Below are 17,071 nucleotides of genomic sequence, written 5' to 3'. Positions count from 1 at the left end.
CATCGCGTCCCCCGTTGAACGCTGGCGAAATGTCAGGCCGGTGCGGTCCAGTTCAACATTCTCTGTTGGGCTACCTGCAGCAAATCATTGCCATCCTGCGCCAGCAGGTACAGCGCATGGGTGATGTGGGGAATGTCCTGGACATCGGCGTGTTTGAAGCACAGGCAATGCAGGGTTTCGAGCAGGTCGGCGGCGGCGCGTACGCGCTGGACGGCGGCTTCGAAGATGTCTTGGGGATTGGCTTCGGTGTCGATGACCAGCGGTGCGCTGTCGGTGACACCGCTGTTGAGCGGGAGATAACGGGCGGAGCTTAGTTTCAGTATTGGCATTGGGATTACTCGATTAGGTTGTAAGTAACCGCCGACACCGTGACCAAACGATGGGGAGGCGGACTGTGCGCAGGCTTGGTCAACCGAGAACAACCCAACTCAGCACGCCCGAGGGCGACCCTGCACACAGCCGCCACTGCAATGCACTTCGAGGACATAGATGTCCACGGAGCGAATAATGGCACACTTGTGAGGGCTGTTATTTTAGGTGACCAAACCTAAGTCGCTGATTTTGCAGCGACACCAAAACCATAATCGCCCGCTCCAGCCGCCGGAAGCAGACAAGGCAGCGGTTCCTGTAGGAAGGCGCCGAGAATCCCCCGAGAAACAATCCCCCGTCAGACAGCCGGCATTCAGCCGGGTTAACCCTCGCTTAACGCCGTGGTCAAAGACTCTACACATCCGCACGCTCTCAGCCGATGCTGACGCCCAGTGCGGCAGGTCTGGCGTGTTTCACGCCGGGCTTTCTTTCCGTCGCACGGGAGTCTCTCCATGAACATTCGTCCGTTCCTGCTCACCACCGCCCTCGCCTGCACCGCGTTTGCCGGGCTGACCCAGGCCAATGACACCACAACCACTTCCAAAGCTGTGCCCTACCAGTACGGCATGCCGCTGCACGTGGCGAAGGTGGTTTCGATGACCGAGCAGCCAACAAGGGTTTGCAAAGTCATTGATGCCGACATGAAGTACATCGATACGTCAGGCAAACCCGAGGAAATCACATACCGGAAAATGTCTGACGCCTGCGACTTCCAGAACTGACAGAAAGCTCTGATTTGCGGCTTTGCGGTAGGCGGGCAAGGGGCTCGAAGGTTATGCTCGGAGCCCCTCCTCACTGCCGCAAGGATTCGCCATGCAGTTGTCGTTTCGCACGTTGTCGACCATCACCTTTTCCCTGTGTGTTCTGTTGGCGCTGGCCTGGGGCCTCGTGCCGCAAGTACTGCTTTCGATCTGGAGCATCGAATACTCCGAGGCAGCAGGATTTGTCGCACGACGCATGGCGGTGCTGTTCGTAGCGTTGGGGGTGATGTTCTATCTGGTGCGCAACGCGCCGGTGTCGATCGCGCGCAATGCAATGAACAACGGTTTTATCGTCGGCTGTTTTGGTCTGGCGGTGCTGGGGTTTGCTGAATGGCTCAACGGCCATGCCGGCCCCGGGATTCTGCTCGCGGTGCTGGTCGAGTTCGCGCTGGGCCTTGGTTTCGTGCAGGCCCGGCGCGTAACGGTCGAACTGGGTGAAACGGTCGGTTAAACGACTTTGGATCGCGGCACTGAATGATGGGTCGCCGTGTGTTGCGCGAGATTGGAGCGCAACCCGGCGATCAGGCCGTTGATTTCGCGACAGCTGTTCAGGTGACTGGCGTCGATGCCACTGACCAGCAGATCAACCTGATCGGTACGGTGATCGCCATAAACCTTGACGGTCATCGACAGATCCGGGGACAGCGTGCACTGGCAGCGTTTCGGCAGAAAGCTGCTTTCAATGATATTGCGTAGTTCCAAGGCAGACAGAAACATGGCGAACCCTCTCCTTACTGTGAGACTGCCAATCAAGTATTCACATTGACCGTTGCCACTATTCCCGGCGGGTGTATCCCCGCTGAATCCCTGGGTATGGCAAGCGGTTGTACTGCGAAATGCCCATTGGAGTGTAGGCGCACAAACTCGGTGCGCCGCACCAAATCAACGCATAAAACGTGCCTTTCATCGGGTTGCTTTCACCTCCTGCCAAATCAATGACTTGGCGAAAACGCAGGCAACTGGCCAGTTGCAAAATGCAAGATCCGATCGTGCAGGCACTGCAATTTGCATGCGGCTGGCGGTTTGCATTCATCGTCCATGACAGTAAGAATGCCCGTCTACCAACGTACACCCGCCAGGAGGCTCCAATGGGAAATTTCACTGTTTACGCGACGGCCGGCCTGATGCTCGCGAGCGTCGCCACCCTTACCCACGCCGCCAAACTCGAAGACACGGCGCCCTACCCCAAAGCCGAAGCGGGCTTCACGCGCCAGGTCATTCACCTGCCGCAGCAGGCCCAGGAAGACAACTTCAAAGTCGAGATCCTCGCCGGCAAGACCCTCGAGGTGGACTGCAACCGCCAGCGCCTGGGCGGTACCCTCGAAGAGAAAAACCTCGAAGGCTGGGGCTATCCGTTCTACCGCCTCGAGAAAGTCAGCGGCCCGATGAGCACGCTGATGGCCTGCCCGCCCGGCAGTCAGAAAAAGCGCGCCTTCGTCCCTGTGATCGGTGACGGCTTCACCGTGCGTTACAACAGCAAACTGCCAATCGTGGTTTACGCACCGTCCGACGTCGAAGTGCGTTATCGCATCTGGTCGGCTTCGGACAAGGTCGGCACTGCCATCCCCGAGTAACTCGCCAAGGAGCAGCGGCATTGATTACCTGCCACGTCAGATACGTGATTGATCCCTACCAGCTCGACGCCTTCGAAGCCTATGCCAAGACGTGGCTAGGCATCGTCGAACGGCTGGGCGGGACGCATCACGGCTATTTTCTGCCCTCGGAAGGCGCGAGCAACATCGCTTACTGCCTGTTCAGTTTTCCGTCCCTGGCGGATTACGAAAGCTATCGCCACATTGCACTGACCGACCCGGAAAGCACGGCACTGGTGGCCGATCTGGTCGAAAAGAAGTTCATCTTCAGCTACGAGCGCAGCTTCCTGCGCCCGCTGCTGCCCTGAACATCCTTAAGCCACGTCGCCGGCCGCAGCGCGCTCGGCGACGTGGCGCAAGCTGTCGAAGTTGATATTGGCGCCGGAATCGATGGCGATCAGTGTCTGATTCCGCGCGCCGGTCTGCGCCACGTACTTTTTGATGCCCGCAACCGCCAGCGCGCCAGAGGGCTCGGTGATCGAGCGGGTATCGTCGTAGATGTTCTTGATCGCCGCGCAAAGCTCGTCATTGCTGACGGTGATCACTTCATCCACGCAGAAGCGGCAGACCTCGAACCCATAGGCGCCGATCTGCGCCACTGCCACGCCGTCAGCGAAGGTGCCGACGCTGGGCAACACCACCCGCTCATCCGCTTGCAACGCAGCTTTCAGGCAGGCCGAGTGCTCCGACTCCACGCCGATGATCCGCACCTCCGGCCGCAGGTATTTCACATACGCGGCGATGCCGGCGATCAACCCGCCACCGCCCACCGGGACGAAAATGGCGTCCAATGCGCCCTGATGTTCACGCAGGATTTCCATTGCAACCGTGCCTTGGCCAGCGATTACGTCAGGATCGTCGAACGGCGAGACGAACGTTCGCCCGGTCTGCTCGGCCAGTTGCAGTGCATGGGCCAGGGCGAACGGAAAACTTTCGCCATGCAACAGCGCTTCCGCTCCCCGACTGCTGACACCCAGTACTTTCAACTCAGGCGTGGTCGCCGGCATCACGATCGTCGCCGCAATCCCCAGCTCACGGGCTGCCAGCGCAACACCTTGAGCGTGATTGCCTGCCGATGCCGTGATGACCCCGCGCGCCTTTTGCTCGTCGCTCAATTGCACCAGTTTGTTGTAGGCGCCGCGGATCTTGAAAGAGAACGTCGGTTGCAGGTCTTCGCGCTTGAGCAGGATCCGGTTGCCCAGCGCTTCGGACAGAGCCGGTGCCGGCTGCAGCGGCGTGCGCACCGCCAGTTCATACACCGGCGCGGCGAGGATTTTTTTTACGTATTGCTCAAGCAAGGCTTGCTGGTCGGGGCTGTGGCGCATGGTCGTCTCCTGACTTTTTATTCAGAACCCCGGAGACAGAAAGTAAAAACCCGCCTCTAGGGCGGGTTGGGTGCTGCAGTCGTGAGCTAGCCCGCCAAATGAGGAATGGCGGTAATAATGCTTGGCTGGCAGCGCAGTACGGTGGAATTCATGGGCTCGAAATTAGCCCGGGCATTGCTGGCAAGTCAATGGCGATTTTTGCGTTGGGTCTGTAGGCTGGCCTTTCGCTCATCTGACCAAGGAAGGAATACATGATGTCCATCGCCCTGCCCCTCACTGCTTTGATCGCCTTCAGCGGCTACACCGTTTCCGTGATGCTGCAAGCCGAGCAATCGCTGATCGACTTCGGTATCAGTCTGATGTCGCGGCCAGACACGGCACAGGTGGTGATCGATCTTTATCTGCTGGCGACCCTGGCCGGCATCTGGATGTACAAGGATGCGCGCAAGCGCGGGCAGTCGGGTTGGTCGGTGGTGCCGTATCTGTTGCTGACAGCGGTGTTTGTTTCGGTCGGGCCGCTGTTGTACCTGGTGGTACGGGGCCTGCAGGATCGCAAACGCCCGGCCGCCGTCATTTCGCCAGACGCCTGAGCCCGAACAGCATCCCGCCCGCCCCCAACAACATCGCCGCCAGGAACAACGGGTACGACACCCACCAAGGCGTGCCAGCGGTCATCATGCTGAATTCCGACATGCCGCCAATGCTCGCGATCAGGTTGAGCGGCAGGAACACCACGTTGATCAGCGTCAGCTTGCGCAGCAGGTTGTTCATGCTGTTGTTCATGAGGTTGCCCCGGGCGTCGATCAGCCCGGAAAACACCGTGGAATAGATTTCCGCCTGCTTGTAGCACTGGTTGTTTTCGATGATCAGGTCGTCGATCAGGCCAATGGCTTCGCTGCCGAAATGCTGTTTTTCGGCGTGGTTGCGCAGCCGCGTCAGTACCGCGCCATTGCTGTGCAGCGCGTTGATGTAATAGATCAGGCTTTCGCTGAGGTTGAACATCTGCACCAGATGCTGGTTCTGCATCGAGGCGTTGAATTTTTGCTGCAACTCCCGGGCAACCAGTTTGATCACCTTCAGGTGCCCGAGGTAGTGATGGATGTTGTTGAACAGCAGGTCCAGCAACACATCCAGCGGCGTATTGAGTGGCCGGCCCGTGCCGAGACCGTGCAGCGGCGTGTCGTCGGTGGCGATCACCAGCAACTGGCCCGGCGAAAACAGCAAACCGCAGGACGACACCTCGAACGCCAGACTGCCACCGCCGGAGTAGTTCTCCGGGCGCTTCCAGATCAGGAACAGATGATCGGGATGGAATTCAATCCGCGACACCTCGTCCGGGTCCAGCGCCGAGGCCAGAGCATGCTCATCCAGTTTGAAGTGACTGTGGAGCAGGTCGCGTTCAGCCGCATCGGGGTCGCTGAACAACATCACCTCGGCGTCCAGCCGTTCGACCCGCTGCAGTGCGCCGTGGCTCAGTGTAAAGCTGTTGATCATCGAGCGGTCACCAGGCCTGGCCGCGACGTTTGAGTTCCAGACGCCTCACGAACTCCTCCAGTACCAACGAATACAGATCGTCTTGCAAGTAAGCGTCTTCGATGCCGGCGTCGAGGTTCGGGTTGTCGTTGACCTCGATCACCACCACTTTGTCGCCGGCCTGTTTCAAATCGACGCCATACAGACCATCGCCGATCAGGTTGGCGGTTTTCACTGCCAGTTCCACCACCGCACGCGGCGCTTCGTGGATTGCCAGCGTGCGGCATTCGCCGTTGACGTCCTGGCCCTTGGCCTTGTGGTTGTAGATCTGCCAATGGCCCTTGGACATGAAGTACTGGCAGGCAAAGATCGGTTTGCGATTGAGCACGCCGATGCGCCAGTCGTACTCGGTGTAGAAAAACTCCTGGGCCAGCAACAGCACCGAATGTTCGAAGAGTTCGGCGGTGGCCTCCAGCAAAGCCTCTTGGCTCTCGACCTTGATCACGCCACGGGAGAAGCAGCCGTCAGGGATTTTCAGCACCAGCGGGAACCCCAGGCGCTCGCCGACCCGTTCGAAGTCTTCCGGTCGTTCCTTGTAGAGAATTTCCGTGGCCGGCATGCCCAGTTGATGGCTGTTGAGCAGGTCGGTTAGATAGACTTTGTTGGTGCAGCGCAGGATCGACGTCGGATCGTCCATTACCACCAGCCCTTCGCTCTCGGCTTTCTTGGCGAAACGGTAGGTGTGGTTGTCGACGCTGGTGGTCTCACGAATCAGCAGACCGTCGTACTCGGCCAGCCTTGCGTAGTCCTTGCGCTCGATCAGTTCGACGTCGATCCCCATGCCTTTGCCAACCCGCACGAAGTTTTCCAGCGCCCGGGCGTTGGACGGCGGCAACGCTTCCTGCGGATCGTGCAGGATCGCCAGGTCATAACGAGCCACTTGCGGCGAACGCGGTACACGCCAGACCTTGCGGCTGAAACCGTCCAGCGCATTGGCGAACTGATCTTCCTGGTCGTCGCGCAACTTGTGCAGGGCGCCGGACTTTATGCCTTCGATGTGCCAACCGTTAGTTCGACGGAACTCAACTAACAGGATCGGGCACGGAAACACTTCAAACAATTGCCGGGCCAAATCCTGCAACGGCTCGATATGAGTTCTGCCGAAATAAAGTGTCAGCGTAAAACCTTCGGTATCGCTGTAGAGATGATGACTGAGGGCCTTTTCCAGGGTTTTATCAAGGTCATCCAGCGCCAGGCCATAGAGCGATTTACGGGTCAGTTCGCTGATGGTTCGTACCGACGGAATCACCTTGTGACCCCGGGCTTCGGCCAGCAAAGAGCAGTAGTAGCCGTGCCCCAGATACTTGTAGCTGCGGCACAGGTTGATCACCTGCACCCGTTTTCCCGGCTCACTGTCGGGCGGTTGTTCGAGGTATTCCTGAGCCGTGAGGATGTCTTCGCTGGGAAAGTACGAGGCCCAGTCTTCCTTGCGTTCGACGATGATCAACACTTGACTGGAAGTTCTGATTTGCGGTTTTAAATAAGTTGCCGGTGGCAAACTTTGACTGGATACTTCGCGCCAATGACCCTGTACCGCTGACATAGAAATTGATCCGTTGGAGAACAAGACCTTTTCTATTAAGCACGAACTTTTTCGAAAGTCCCGTTTCGTTACGCAACTTTTACGGCGGTCATATGAACACTGTTTTTCGCTTGGCGACAGTTGATGATTTACCGGCGCTGCTGGCACTGGAAATGCACTGTTTCACTACGGACCGGCTCACTCGCCGCAGCTTTCAATGGATGATTACCCGCGCCCATGCCCAGTTGCTGGTGGCCGAACGCGAGGGTCAGCTGCTGGGTTATGCGCTGGTGCTGTTCCATCGCGGCACGTCGCTTGCGCGCCTGTATTCCATCGCCATTTCCCCCGAAGCCCGGGGTGGTGGCCTGGGCAAGCAATTGCTCCAGCGCATCGAAGCCTGCGCGCTTGAGCATGACTGCGCTTACCTGCGGCTGGAGGTGCGCACCGATAACCCGACCGCCATCGCGCTGTATGAACGCAGTGGCTATCGGCGCTTTGCGTTGATTCACGACTATTACGAGGACCATGCGGACGCGTTGCGTCTGGAAAAGCGCATCCTGCAACACCACGATTCGCGCAGCATCACGGTGCCCTATTACCGACAGACCACCGACTTCACCTGCGGTCCGGCCTGTTTGCTGATGGCCATGGGCGCCTTGCAGGCTGATCGTCTACTGGAGCGCCGCGAAGAACTGCAGCTCTGGCGCGAAGCGACCACCGTGTTCATGACCGCCGGCCATGGCGGTTGCAGCCCTCAAGGCCTGGCGTTGGCCGCATGGCACCGAGGGTTTCGCGTGCGATTGCAACTGAGCATGACCGGGCCGCTGTTTCTCGACGGCGTGCGCGACGCGCATAAAAAAGACGTCATGCGCCTGGTGCACGACGAGTTCATGGCACAGCTAAACGACACCGACGTCGATCAAATCATCGGCACGACACTCGATTTGCCCCGTCTGCTAAACGCTGGCGGGCAACCTTTGGTGCTGATCAGCAGCTATCGTCTGACCCGCTCCAAATCTCCGCACTGGGTGATCGTCACCGATTGCGACGAGGATTTCGTCTACCTGCACGACCCGGATGTCGATCACAGCCAGCACCGCCAGCCCATGGATTGCCAGCATGTGCCGGTCAGCCATGGGGAGTTCGAGAAGATGTGCCGGTTCGGACGCGGCAAACTACGGGCAGCGGTGGTGCTTTACGCCCGCTCACCCGCATGAAGCATTTATTTGAGTCCGACCTTGTACAGCGAGCCGTCGGACTCGTCCGTCAGCAGATACAGATAGCCGTCCGGCCCTTGGCGCACATCACGGATCCGCTGCTTCAGATCGCCCAGCAGACGCTCTTCATGCACAACCTTGTCACCGTCGAATTGCAAACGGATCAATTCCTGGGTGGCCAGCGCCCCGATGAACACGTTGTGCTGCCAGAGCTTGAAACGTTCGCCATCGTAGAACGCCATGCCGGTGACACCCGGTGATTTTTCCCAGACGTGATGCGGGGCAACGGTGCCTTCGACGGTTTTACCCTGGGCTTCAGGGATGGGCTGCATCGAGTAGTTGATGCCGTGGGTTGCCAGTGGCCAGCCGTAGTTCTTGCCGCGCTCGATGATGTTCACCTCATCGCCACCGCGAGGGCCGTGCTCGTTTTCCCACAATGTGCCGGTCCATGGGTTGAGTGCTGCGCCCTGCGGGTTGCGATGACCGTAGGACCAGATCTCCGGGCGCACACCGGACTGACCGACAAACGGGTTGTCGTCCGGCACCTTGCCGTCGGGGTAGATCCGCACGACCTTGCCTTGCAGCTTGTCCAGATCCTGGGCGGTCGGGCGGTCGTTGTTTTCGCCGAGGGTGATGAAGAGATAACCGTCACGGTCGAACACCAGCCGCGAGCCGAAGTGATTGCCAACCGACAGCTTCGGTTCCTGACGGAAAATCACGTTGAAGTCCTTGAGGGTTTTCAGATCATCCGACAGGCGCCCGCGCCCAACCGCGGTCCCGGCCTTGTCACCGGCACCACCGCCCTCGGCGTAGGACAGGTACACCAGCCGATCCTGTTTGAAGTCCGGTGACAGCACCACATCCAGCAACCCGCCCTGCCCTTTGGCCCAGACCTTGGGAACGCCATCGATCGGCGCCGACAGCTTGCCGTCAGCCCCCACCACCCGCAGATTGCCCGGACGCTCGGTCACCAGCATGCCCTGACGATCCGGCAGGAACGCCAGCGCCCACGGGTGCGCAAGCCCCTGGGTAATCGTCGTGACTTCAAGGGTGCCCTGCTCGCTTTGCAATTCCTTGGGGGCAGCGGCGAATGCCGGGCTGCTGATAACAGCGCCGGCACACAGGCCGGCTAAAAGGGTTTTACGCAACATGCACGATTCCTTTTGTTCGTTTGAAGGGCTGACAGAAGCGGTTCTGCCATTCAACGGTTGCTGTCGCCGTCACGGGCGGGTGGGTTGGGAATGAATTTCGGCGGCGTGCTCGGCACCGAACGCAGGGGCTGGCCATTGCCGATGCCGCCGTTCTCGATGGTGGGCTGGCGAGGCGCTGGCACCGTATTCGGCCCGCGGATCACCGGATTGGCGGGCTGCGTGCCCTGCATGCTGTTGGGATTGGCCCGGTGAATCGGGCTGTTGTAGGGATTGCTGCTGTTGCCGGTCGGACTTTGCGCCAGCAACAGGGCATCGGCGTGAACCAGCCCGCCATTAAGGGCCAGCAATGCGATGCCAAGCAGAAAACGGTTCATGGACGGCCTCTCTCGATGCACGTGGAATAGAGCCTTCGAGTCCACGCTACGCCGAGGGTTCGGATTTGTTAACCCGTCATCGCTAAACAAGGTGTAACACCGTTTGACCAGTTACCCATCGGCTGGCAACGGAAACTTTCACGCATGCCGACGGGTCACCCGAACATCACTCGGAGAACGGCACCATGGCTCGGGCAATCTGGAAAGGCGCAATCAGTTTCGGTCTGGTGCACATCCCCGTGGCGCTGGTCTCGGCGACCTCGTCCCAGGGCGTGGACTTCGACTGGCTGGACAGCCGCAGCATGGACCCGGTGGGCTATAAACGGGTCAACAAGGTCACCGGCAAGGAAGTCACCAAGGAGCACATCGTCAAAGGCGTGCAGTTCGAAAAAGGCCGGTATGTCGTGCTCAGCGAGGAAGAAATCCGTTCGGCCCACCCGGTCTCGACCCAGACCATCGACATCTTTGCCTTCGTCGACAGCGAGCAGATCCCGCTGCAGAACATCGACACGCCCTACTACCTGGCCCCGGACAAACGCGGCGGCAAGGTTTACGCATTGCTGCGCGAAACCCTGAGCAAAACCAAAAAAGTCGCCCTCGCCCGTGTGGTTTTACACACGCGTCAGTACCTGGCGGCGCTGATGCCGCTGGAGTCTGCATTGGTGCTGGTCAAACTGCGCTGGCCACAGGAAGTGCGCAGCCTCGATGAACTGACGCTGGGCAGCGAAGTGACCAAGCCGCAACTGGCGAAAGCCGAGCTGGACATGGCCAAACGACTCGTTGAAGACATGAGCGCTGACTGGAAGCCAGAAGATTACACCGACGAATTCGAAGACAAGATCATGGCCCTGGTGGACAAGAAGGCCCATGAAGGCAAGATCGAGGACGTTGAAACCGTGGATGGCGAAGAAGAGCGCAAGTCTGCCGATGTGATCGACTTGACCGAACTGCTCAAACGCAGTCTTGGCGGGAAATCACCGGCCAAACCGGCGAAGAAGGCCGCGAGCAAGGCCACACCGGCGAAAAAGACCAAAAAAGCGTCGTGAAAATGAAATCGGGCGACTGTCTTTCAACAGTCGCCCGATTTATCAGATCAGTCATCAGATCAGAATGAAGATCGCCAGCAGGCCACCGAAGATCGCCCACTTTTCCAGGTAATAGCGCGCGCGATTGCGCTTTTTCAGCTCTTTGCCGCGCAGGCGGATCTTGTAGATTTTGGTAAACAGGCGGTTGATACCGCCGGTGCGGTCGCCCGCATCGTTCGGAGCGCCCGCCGCCGACATTACGGTACGACTGAACCAGCCGTTGAACGCGGCTGCCCAGCGATATTTCATCGGCCGCTCGACGTCGCAGAACAGAATGATGCGGTTCTTGTCGGTGGTGTTTTCCGCGTAGTGAATGTAGGTTTCGTCGAACATCACCGCTTCGCCGTCGCGCCAGTGATAGTTCTCGCCATCGACGTTGATGTAGCAACCGGCGTCGTTCGGCGTTTCCAGGCCCAGGTGATAACGGTAGGAACCGGCATACGGGTCACGGTGACGCACCAGTTTCGAGCCCGGTGGCAGTTCGGCGAACATCGCCGCCTTGATCGAGCCGATGCTCTGCACCAGTTCAGTGGTGCGCGGGCACAGTTGCAGCGCCGATGGATGGCTGTCGCCGTACCATTTCAGGTAGAAGCGCTTCCAGCCGGTCTTGAAGAACGAGTTGAAACCGACGTCGTCGTACTGGTCCGAGCGCTTGATCGCACCGGCACGCAGAAGATTCTGACCTTCCTCGCGGATTTCTTCCCAATGGGCCTGCAACGGGCTCAGATCGGGAAAGTCCTTCGGGTCGAGGTAGGGTTTGTTAGGTTTCTTCGAAAACAGATAAAGGAAGCAGTTGATCGGCGCGAGAAACGTCGAGTGATCGCTCAACTGACGGCCCAGTTTGTGACGCACACGACCACGCAGGTGAACGTATGCAATGGAAATGACATAAATAGCAGCAATGATGAGTTTCACGGAAATCGTCACACGTCAAAAGTGAACAAACTGCGCGCCTTTCTGGCTGTGGCCATAGGTCTGTTGCAGTGGTCTGGATACAAAACAGCGTCTCGGTGGCACATCCTTGAGCCCATGCCGGGCAAGGGCATTGGGTGAATGGATGGCATTTTAGCCACAGTTTGTAACCAATAGTGAACCTTCATCTGTGAAAAACTGTCCCGCGATTGCGCCAATTGGCATTCCGGGGATCACCGCCCTATCGCTGGAAGAGCCAGACCAGTACAATCGCCGCCAAACTTTACGCGCCCCCCCTTGGTTGATGACGGGATTTCCCGCCTCAGCGCACTTCGACTCGGGCCAAGCGCTCCGGCCGCACCCTCGCTACTCAGAATGCTTCGCAGGATAAACCTTTGATTTCTACAGCTAATATCACGATGCAGTTCGGCGCAAAGCCGCTGTTCGAAAACGTTTCGGTGAAATTCAACAACGGCAACCGTTATGGCCTGATCGGCGCCAACGGTTGCGGCAAGTCGACGTTCATGAAAATCCTCGGTGGCGACCTGGAGCCGTCCGCCGGCCAGGTGATGCTCGAGCCGAACGTTCGCCTCGGTAAACTGCGTCAGGATCAGTTCGCCTACGAAGAATTCACCGTGATCGACACCGTGATCATGGGTCACGAAGAGCTGTGGAAGGTCAAGGCCGAGCGTGATCGCATCTATTCGCTGCCGGAAATGAGCGAAGAAGACGGCATGGCCGTGGCCGAGCTGGAAACCGAATTCGCCGAGATGGACGGCTACACCGCCGAATCCCGTGCCGGTGAACTGCTGCTGGGCCTGGGCATTCCGCTGGAACAGCATTTCGGCCCGATGACCGAAGTCGCGCCAGGCTGGAAACTGCGTGTCCTGCTGGCTCAGGCCCTGTTCTCCGATCCGGAAGTACTGTTGCTCGACGAACCGACCAACCACCTGGACATCAACACCATCCGTTGGCTGGAAACGATTTTGACGGCGCGTAACAGCACCATGATCATCATTTCCCACGACCGTCACTTCCTGAACAGCGTCTGCACCCACATGGCCGACCTGGACTACGGCGAGCTGCGTCTGTTCCCGGGCAACTACGACGAGTACATGACCGCGGCGACCCAGTCCCGCGAGCAACTGCTGTCGGACAACGCCAAGAAGAAAGCCCAGATTGCCGAACTGCAAACGTTCGTCAGCCGCTTCTCGGCCAACGCCTCGAAAGCCAAGCAGGCGACTTCCCGCGCCAAGCAGATCGACAAGATCCAGTTGGCCGAGGTCAAGCCATCGAGCCGCGTGAGCCCGTTCATCCGTTTCGAACAGACCAAGAAGCTGCACCGCCAGGCCGTGACCATCGAGCAGATGTCCAAAGGCTTCGACGGCAAGACCCTGTTCAAGAACTTCAGCTTCACCGTTGAAGCCGGCGAGCGCGTGGCGATCATCGGCCCGAACGGTATCGGCAAGACCACCCTGCTGCGCACCCTGATGGGCGAACTGACCCCGGACGCCGGCACAGTGAAGTGGACCGAAAGCGCGGAGCTGGGCTACTACGCTCAGGACCACGCCCACGACTTCGAAGACGATGTGAGCCTGTTCGACTGGATGGGTCAGTGGACTCAGGGCGAGCAAGTGATTCGTGGCACCCTGGGCCGCATGCTGTTCTCCAACGACGAGATCCTCAAGTCGGTGAAGGTGATTTCCGGTGGTGAGCAAGGTCGCATGCTGTTCGGCAAGCTGATCCTGCAAAAGCCGAACGTACTGGTAATGGACGAACCGACCAACCACCTGGACATGGAATCGATCGAAGCGCTGAACCTGGCGCTGGAAAACTACCCGGGCACGCTGATTTTCGTCAGCCACGACCGTGAGTTCGTATCGTCCCTGGCCACGCGCATCATCGAGCTGAGCCCGAACGGCGTGACCGACTTCAGCGGCACCTATGACGATTACCTGCGCAGCCAGGGCGTCGTGTTCTGATAGCGGCCTCGAGTCGAAAGCCCCGCCCCATGGCGGGGCTTTTTTATTGCGCCCAGGAAAGATAGTTAGCCTGCTTTCTTTTATTCCAGCGCCAAGCCATGATGCGGACTCTCCCACCGCCGCCCGCGAACGAGCCCTCATGTCTGCGCAGCAACTGCCACCGCAAAGCTCCATGGCGATCACCCTGCAGATCGTCTCCATCGTTTTCTACACCTTTATCGCCTTCCTCTGCATCGGCCTGCCGATTGCGGTGTTGCCCGGCTATGTGCACGAGCAACTGGGTTTCAGTGCCGTCGTTGCGGGTCTGGTGATCGGCTCGCAATACCTGGCCACCCTGCTCAGCCGCCCCATGGCCGGACGCATGTCGGACACCGTCGGCACCAAGCGCGCCATCGTTTATGGCCTGTTGGGAATCGTCCTCAGCGGTGTGCTGACATTCCTGTCGACCCTGCTTCAGGACTTCCCGCTGACAAGCCTGATCATTCTGATTGCCGGGCGTTTACTGCTCGGGATCGCGCAAGGCTTGATCGGTGTCGGCACCATCAGCTGGTGCATGGGCCAGGTCGGCGCCGAGCACACCGCACGGTCCATCGGCTGGAACGGCATCGCCTCTTATGGCGCCATCGCGATCGGCGCACCATTGGGCGTGCTGATGGTGGCCGATTATGGCTTTACCAGCCTCGGTATTGCGCTGTCGGTATTGGCCGCTGGCGCCCTGCTGCTGATTCGCAACAAGCCTTCCGTGCCGGTGGTGCGCGGCGAGCGGTTGCCGTTCTGGGCGGTATTCGGGCGGATTGCGCCGTTCGGTGCCAGTTTGAGCCTCGCCTCGATTGGTTACGGCACCCTGACCACGTTCATCACTCTTTATTACCTCAATCGCGGCTGGACCGGTGCGGCCTACTGCCTGACGGTATTCGGTGTGTGCTTCATCCTGTCGCGGCTGCTGTTCATTTCCGCCATCGCCCGATTCGGTGGCTTCGCTTCGGCCATCGCCTGCATGAGCATCGAAACCGTCGGGCTGTTGTTGCTGTGGCTCGCCCCCTCGACCGGTTACGCACTGATCGGCGCCGGGCTGGCGGGGTTCGGGCTGTCACTGGTGTATCCGGCGCTGGGGGTTGAAGCGATCAAGCAGGTGCCCAACTCCAGCCGTGGTGCCGGGTTGAGTGCTTACGCGGTGTTTTTCGATCTGGCGCTGGCGGTTGCCGGGCCGTTGATGGGGGCGGTGGCGTTGAATCTGGGGTATTCGTGGATTTTCCTCGGCGCGGCGCTGTTGTCCGCGACCGGACTGGCGCTGACCTTGTGGCTCAAGCGTCGGGCGATGGCCTGACGCTTACTGATCCGCCGTCTGCATCCCCGCCCGGGAAGGCTTGCCCAGCGCATGGGAGAAGAACCGCCCGGCTTCGGAAATCAGGTTGCGATGGATGTCTTCGCGATCCACCCCGTCAGCATCGGTGCACAGCGCCGGCATCGCACGGATCTGTTCTTCATTGCACGGCGCCATGAACACGAAGTGCCCTGCCCCGGCCAGCAACTTGAAGTCCGGCGCAGTCGGCAGTTTGCGCGCCAGGGCGGCGGCGTTCTTGTCGAAGGCCACCAGTTTGTCGCCGTCGCCGCTGTACAGCAGCACCGGCACATGCACGTCGGCCAGGGTGTGACGACCAAACTTGAGGCTCAGCGGCGCCATCAGCAGCAATGCATGCACGCGCGGATCGGCCACAGGCTGCAAGTCATCGCGATCGACGATCAACTCACCCTGTGTGTTGCAGGCGTCGCGGTCGTCCGGACGCTCCTGGCAGTAACGGCGCAAGCGATCCAGGTCAGGCTGCGCGCCGGAAAGAATCAACGCGGTCTCACCGCCCGCCGAATAACCGATCACGCCGACCTGATCAGCGTTCACGAACGGCGCGAGCATGCGGTCGCCAAGCGTGGCTGTTATGGCTTCGGAAATCTGGATCGGGCGCCCATAAAGGTTGCTCAAGGTGCCGAGGCGGCTGTGATCCCTGGAGTTGTCGCCGGGATGAATCACCGCCACCACCACAAAGCCCTTGCGGGCCAGCGATGTGGCGAGGTCGTGCAGGGCCAGCGGCGTGCCGGTATTGCCGTGGGACAGCATCAGCATCGGAAAGCGGCCGAGGGCGATTTTGGTGTCTTCACCGGCTTCGACCGAGTAGCCCTCGAGCAGGCTCATGTGCTCGCGGTCGCTGGAGGGATAGAACGCGATGGCACGCATCGGTTGCAGGTCGAGCGGATCGAGGAACGTCATCTCGTGATAACCGACGCTCCAGCGTGGGTGCTGGCCGGGGGCTGCGTGCACTGAATTCAGGCTGCCGAGCAGGCAAATCAGTAACGTTGCACAAAGACGCATCATGGGATGCCCCACCCTGTTGTTACTCAATCGAAAGATCCGTTGTGTTCGACGCCCGAAACTCCGTGGTTCGGTGATCCGGCGCGGCGTTGCACTCAGACGTTGATCGTAAGACTGCATAACCCGGGCCAGATTATGTAACAGTCGGACACAAAAAACTCCGTATCTGGCCCTTGCAGAACCAGAATACAGAGTTTTTTGGGTGTTGCCTGAACAAGAGCTGTTCTTTACGAAAGCCTTACGCAGCGGCGAACAGTTGCTCGCTGATACGCGCGTGGGCCGCGCTCATGGCGTTGTTGCGAACTTCCTCACCGTAGGCCAGGCCTTCGGCACGGACGATTTCGATATCGGTGATGCCGAGGAAGCCGAAGACCAGTTTCAGGTAGTCTTCGTGAGCAACGCCCGAAGCCTGACCGGCGTGGATGCCGCCCGAGGTGGAGACGATGATCACTTTCTTGCCACCGCACAGGCCTTCAGGGCCGGCTTCGGTGTAGCGGAAAGTCTGGCCGGCGACGGCGATGCGGTCGATCCAGGCCTTGAGCTGGGTTGGCACGGTGAAGTTGTACATCGGCGCGGCAACGACAATGGCGTCAGCAGCGATGAATTCGGCCAGGGTGTTGGCGCTCAGCTCGGCTTCGTGCTGTTGTGCGGCATTGCGCAGTTCAGCGGTGGTGCCGGCGGCAACCAGAGTGGTCGACGAGAAGTGGCTGATGGCGTCGGCAGCCAGATCGCGGTAGGTCACGACAGCGCTTGGCTCGGCAGTTTGCCAGGCTTTGACGACTTCGGTGCTCAACTGACGGGAAGCAGAGTTGTCGCCCAGAATGCTCGAATCGATGTGCAGCAGTTTCATAGTGGAATCTCCTGGAAAGAATCGCCGGTGGCG

General features: G+C 59.5%; 18 protein-coding genes and 1 pseudogene. 9 read left to right on the top strand and 10 right to left on the bottom strand.

The features are described from left to right. Window positions 1-32: 32 nt before the first annotated feature. Entirely contained in the window at window positions 33-329 is a 297-nt protein-coding gene (locus tag IF189_RS13455) for a hypothetical protein (protein ID WP_114882838.1), read from the bottom strand. 492 nt (window positions 330-821) lie between these two features. Here IF189_RS13455 and IF189_RS13450 point away from each other — a divergent pair, with 492 nt between their 5' ends. Beyond that, window positions 822-1,091, top strand: coding sequence for a DUF2790 domain-containing protein (locus tag IF189_RS13450; RefSeq protein ID WP_192553479.1), 270 nt, complete (start codon window positions 822-824; stop codon window positions 1,089-1,091). Between the two features lie 91 nt (window positions 1,092-1,182). Next, on the top strand, window positions 1,183-1,581 hold the full coding sequence (locus IF189_RS13445; RefSeq protein ID WP_192553478.1) for a hypothetical protein: 399 nt from the start codon (window positions 1,183-1,185) through the stop codon (window positions 1,579-1,581). On the opposite strand, the gene IF189_RS13440 is transcribed toward IF189_RS13445, so the two are convergent. After that, window positions 1,578-1,847: a DUF1652 domain-containing protein gene (locus IF189_RS13440; RefSeq protein ID WP_085709758.1), complete on the bottom strand. Its 270-nt coding sequence runs from the start codon at window positions 1,845-1,847 to the stop codon at window positions 1,578-1,580. The two genes, IF189_RS13445 and IF189_RS13440, sit on opposite strands and share 4 nt — an antisense overlap. 371 nt (window positions 1,848-2,218) lie before the next feature. Between IF189_RS13440 and eco the strand changes: the two genes are divergently transcribed. Both eco and IF189_RS13430 read left to right on the top strand, forming a co-directional pair. Next, window positions 2,219-2,704 (top strand): serine protease inhibitor ecotin, encoded by a 486-nt coding sequence (gene eco, locus IF189_RS13435; RefSeq protein WP_134826761.1) that lies wholly within the window; start codon window positions 2,219-2,221, stop codon window positions 2,702-2,704. A 20-nt stretch (window positions 2,705-2,724) separates the two neighbouring features. Next, window positions 2,725-3,030 (top strand): NIPSNAP family protein, encoded by a 306-nt coding sequence (locus tag IF189_RS13430; RefSeq protein ID WP_134826760.1) that lies wholly within the window; start codon window positions 2,725-2,727, stop codon window positions 3,028-3,030. Between the two features lie 15 nt (window positions 3,031-3,045). Here the strand turns inward: IF189_RS13430 and ilvA are convergent. Next, window positions 3,046-4,047 (bottom strand): annotated as a pseudogene (ilvA, locus tag IF189_RS13425) (threonine ammonia-lyase, biosynthetic); the annotation flags it as partial. A gap of 251 nt (window positions 4,048-4,298) precedes the next feature. Here ilvA and IF189_RS13420 point away from each other — a divergent pair. Beyond that, entirely contained in the window at window positions 4,299-4,637 is a 339-nt protein-coding gene (locus IF189_RS13420; protein ID WP_134826750.1) for a DUF2834 domain-containing protein, read from the top strand. Here the strand turns inward: IF189_RS13420 and IF189_RS13415 are convergent. After that, a complete protein-coding gene (locus IF189_RS13415; RefSeq protein ID WP_192553477.1) occupies window positions 4,618-5,541 on the bottom strand; it encodes a magnesium transporter CorA family protein in 924 nt (307 codons plus the stop codon). The two genes, IF189_RS13420 and IF189_RS13415, sit on opposite strands and share 20 nt — an antisense overlap. A 7-nt stretch (window positions 5,542-5,548) precedes the next feature. Then, window positions 5,549-7,123 carry a RimK family protein gene (locus IF189_RS13410; protein WP_134826748.1) on the bottom strand — a complete coding sequence of 525 codons (1,575 nt, stop codon included), beginning with the start codon at window positions 7,121-7,123 and terminating at the stop codon, window positions 5,549-5,551. 92 nt (window positions 7,124-7,215) lie between these two features. On the opposite strand from IF189_RS13410, the gene rimI reads away from it, so the two are divergent. Then, the gene (gene rimI / locus IF189_RS13405; protein WP_192553476.1) at window positions 7,216-8,319 is read left to right on the top strand and encodes a ribosomal protein S18-alanine N-acetyltransferase; all 1,104 of its coding nucleotides are present in this window, start codon (window positions 7,216-7,218) and stop codon (window positions 8,317-8,319) included. A 5-nt stretch (window positions 8,320-8,324) separates the two neighbouring features. Here rimI and IF189_RS13400 read toward each other — a convergent pair whose 3' ends face one another. Together IF189_RS13400 and IF189_RS13395 are read right to left on the bottom strand one after the other, a co-directional pair. Beyond that, window positions 8,325-9,470, bottom strand: a complete 1,146-nt coding sequence (locus IF189_RS13400) for a PQQ-dependent sugar dehydrogenase (RefSeq protein WP_192553475.1) — start codon at window positions 9,468-9,470, stop codon at window positions 8,325-8,327. Window positions 9,471-9,520: 50 nt separating this feature from the next. Continuing rightward, complete coding sequence (locus tag IF189_RS13395) at window positions 9,521-9,844, bottom strand: hypothetical protein (protein ID WP_134826745.1); 324 nt, start codon at window positions 9,842-9,844, stop codon at window positions 9,521-9,523. Between the two features lie 185 nt (window positions 9,845-10,029). Here IF189_RS13395 and IF189_RS13390 point away from each other — a divergent pair, with 185 nt between their 5' ends. Beyond that, entirely contained in the window at window positions 10,030-10,890 is an 861-nt protein-coding gene (locus tag IF189_RS13390) for a Ku protein (protein WP_134826744.1), read from the top strand. Between the two features lie 54 nt (window positions 10,891-10,944). Here the strand turns inward: IF189_RS13390 and lpxO are convergent, their stop codons facing one another. After that, the gene (gene lpxO, locus IF189_RS13385) at window positions 10,945-11,844 is read right to left on the bottom strand and encodes a lipid A hydroxylase LpxO (protein WP_085708729.1); all 900 of its coding nucleotides are present in this window, start codon (window positions 11,842-11,844) and stop codon (window positions 10,945-10,947) included. A gap of 392 nt (window positions 11,845-12,236) precedes the next feature. On the opposite strand from lpxO, the gene IF189_RS13380 reads away from it, so the two are divergent. Together IF189_RS13380 and IF189_RS13375 are read left to right on the top strand one after the other, a co-directional pair. Next, window positions 12,237-13,823: an ABC-F family ATPase gene (locus IF189_RS13380; protein ID WP_085731070.1), complete on the top strand. Its 1,587-nt coding sequence runs from the start codon at window positions 12,237-12,239 to the stop codon at window positions 13,821-13,823. 139 nt (window positions 13,824-13,962) lie between these two features. Next, window positions 13,963-15,150: an MFS transporter gene (locus tag IF189_RS13375; protein WP_192553474.1), complete on the top strand. Its 1,188-nt coding sequence runs from the start codon at window positions 13,963-13,965 to the stop codon at window positions 15,148-15,150. 3 nt (window positions 15,151-15,153) lie between these two features. Here IF189_RS13375 and IF189_RS13370 read toward each other — a convergent pair whose 3' ends face one another. Then, window positions 15,154-16,191: an alpha/beta hydrolase family protein gene (locus IF189_RS13370; RefSeq protein ID WP_114882809.1), complete on the bottom strand. Its 1,038-nt coding sequence runs from the start codon at window positions 16,189-16,191 to the stop codon at window positions 15,154-15,156. Between the two features lie 235 nt (window positions 16,192-16,426). After that, window positions 16,427-17,038, bottom strand: a complete 612-nt coding sequence (locus tag IF189_RS13365) for an FMN-dependent NADH-azoreductase (RefSeq protein ID WP_134826742.1) — start codon at window positions 17,036-17,038, stop codon at window positions 16,427-16,429. Between the last annotated feature and the right edge of the window lie 33 nt (window positions 17,039-17,071).

It is taken from the genome of Pseudomonas sp. IzPS59, from assembly GCF_014863505.1.
Lineage (GTDB): Bacteria > Pseudomonadota > Gammaproteobacteria > Pseudomonadales > Pseudomonadaceae > Aquipseudomonas > Aquipseudomonas kribbensis.
This window is presented reverse-complemented; position numbering and strand designations above follow the sequence as displayed.

Bases quoted from the DNA above. Each gene is read 5' to 3' on its own strand.
- IF189_RS13455 (WP_114882838.1), bottom strand. From the start codon at position 329: ATGCCAATACTGAAACTAAGCTCCGCCCGTTATCTCCCGCTCAACAGC.
- IF189_RS13450 (WP_192553479.1), top strand. From the start codon at position 822: ATGAACATTCGTCCGTTCCTGCTCACCACCGCCCTCGCCTGCACCGCG.
- IF189_RS13445 (WP_192553478.1), top strand. From the start codon at position 1,183: ATGCAGTTGTCGTTTCGCACGTTGTCGACCATCACCTTTTCCCTGTGT.
- IF189_RS13440 (WP_085709758.1), bottom strand. From the start codon at position 1,847: ATGTTTCTGTCTGCCTTGGAACTACGCAATATCATTGAAAGCAGCTTT.
- eco (WP_134826761.1), top strand. From the start codon at position 2,219: ATGGGAAATTTCACTGTTTACGCGACGGCCGGCCTGATGCTCGCGAGC.
- IF189_RS13420 (WP_134826750.1), top strand. From the start codon at position 4,299: ATGATGTCCATCGCCCTGCCCCTCACTGCTTTGATCGCCTTCAGCGGC.
- IF189_RS13415 (WP_192553477.1), bottom strand. From the start codon at position 5,541: ATGATCAACAGCTTTACACTGAGCCACGGCGCACTGCAGCGGGTCGAA.
- IF189_RS13410 (WP_134826748.1), bottom strand. From the start codon at position 7,123: ATGTCAGCGGTACAGGGTCATTGGCGCGAAGTATCCAGTCAAAGTTTG.
- rimI (WP_192553476.1), top strand. From the start codon at position 7,216: ATGAACACTGTTTTTCGCTTGGCGACAGTTGATGATTTACCGGCGCTG.
- IF189_RS13400 (WP_192553475.1), bottom strand. From the start codon at position 9,470: ATGTTGCGTAAAACCCTTTTAGCCGGCCTGTGTGCCGGCGCTGTTATC.
- IF189_RS13395 (WP_134826745.1), bottom strand. From the start codon at position 9,844: ATGAACCGTTTTCTGCTTGGCATCGCATTGCTGGCCCTTAATGGCGGG.
- IF189_RS13390 (WP_134826744.1), top strand. From the start codon at position 10,030: ATGGCTCGGGCAATCTGGAAAGGCGCAATCAGTTTCGGTCTGGTGCAC.
- IF189_RS13375 (WP_192553474.1), top strand. From the start codon at position 13,963: ATGTCTGCGCAGCAACTGCCACCGCAAAGCTCCATGGCGATCACCCTG.
- IF189_RS13370 (WP_114882809.1), bottom strand. From the start codon at position 16,191: ATGATGCGTCTTTGTGCAACGTTACTGATTTGCCTGCTCGGCAGCCTG.
- IF189_RS13365 (WP_134826742.1), bottom strand. From the start codon at position 17,038: ATGAAACTGCTGCACATCGATTCGAGCATTCTGGGCGACAACTCTGCT.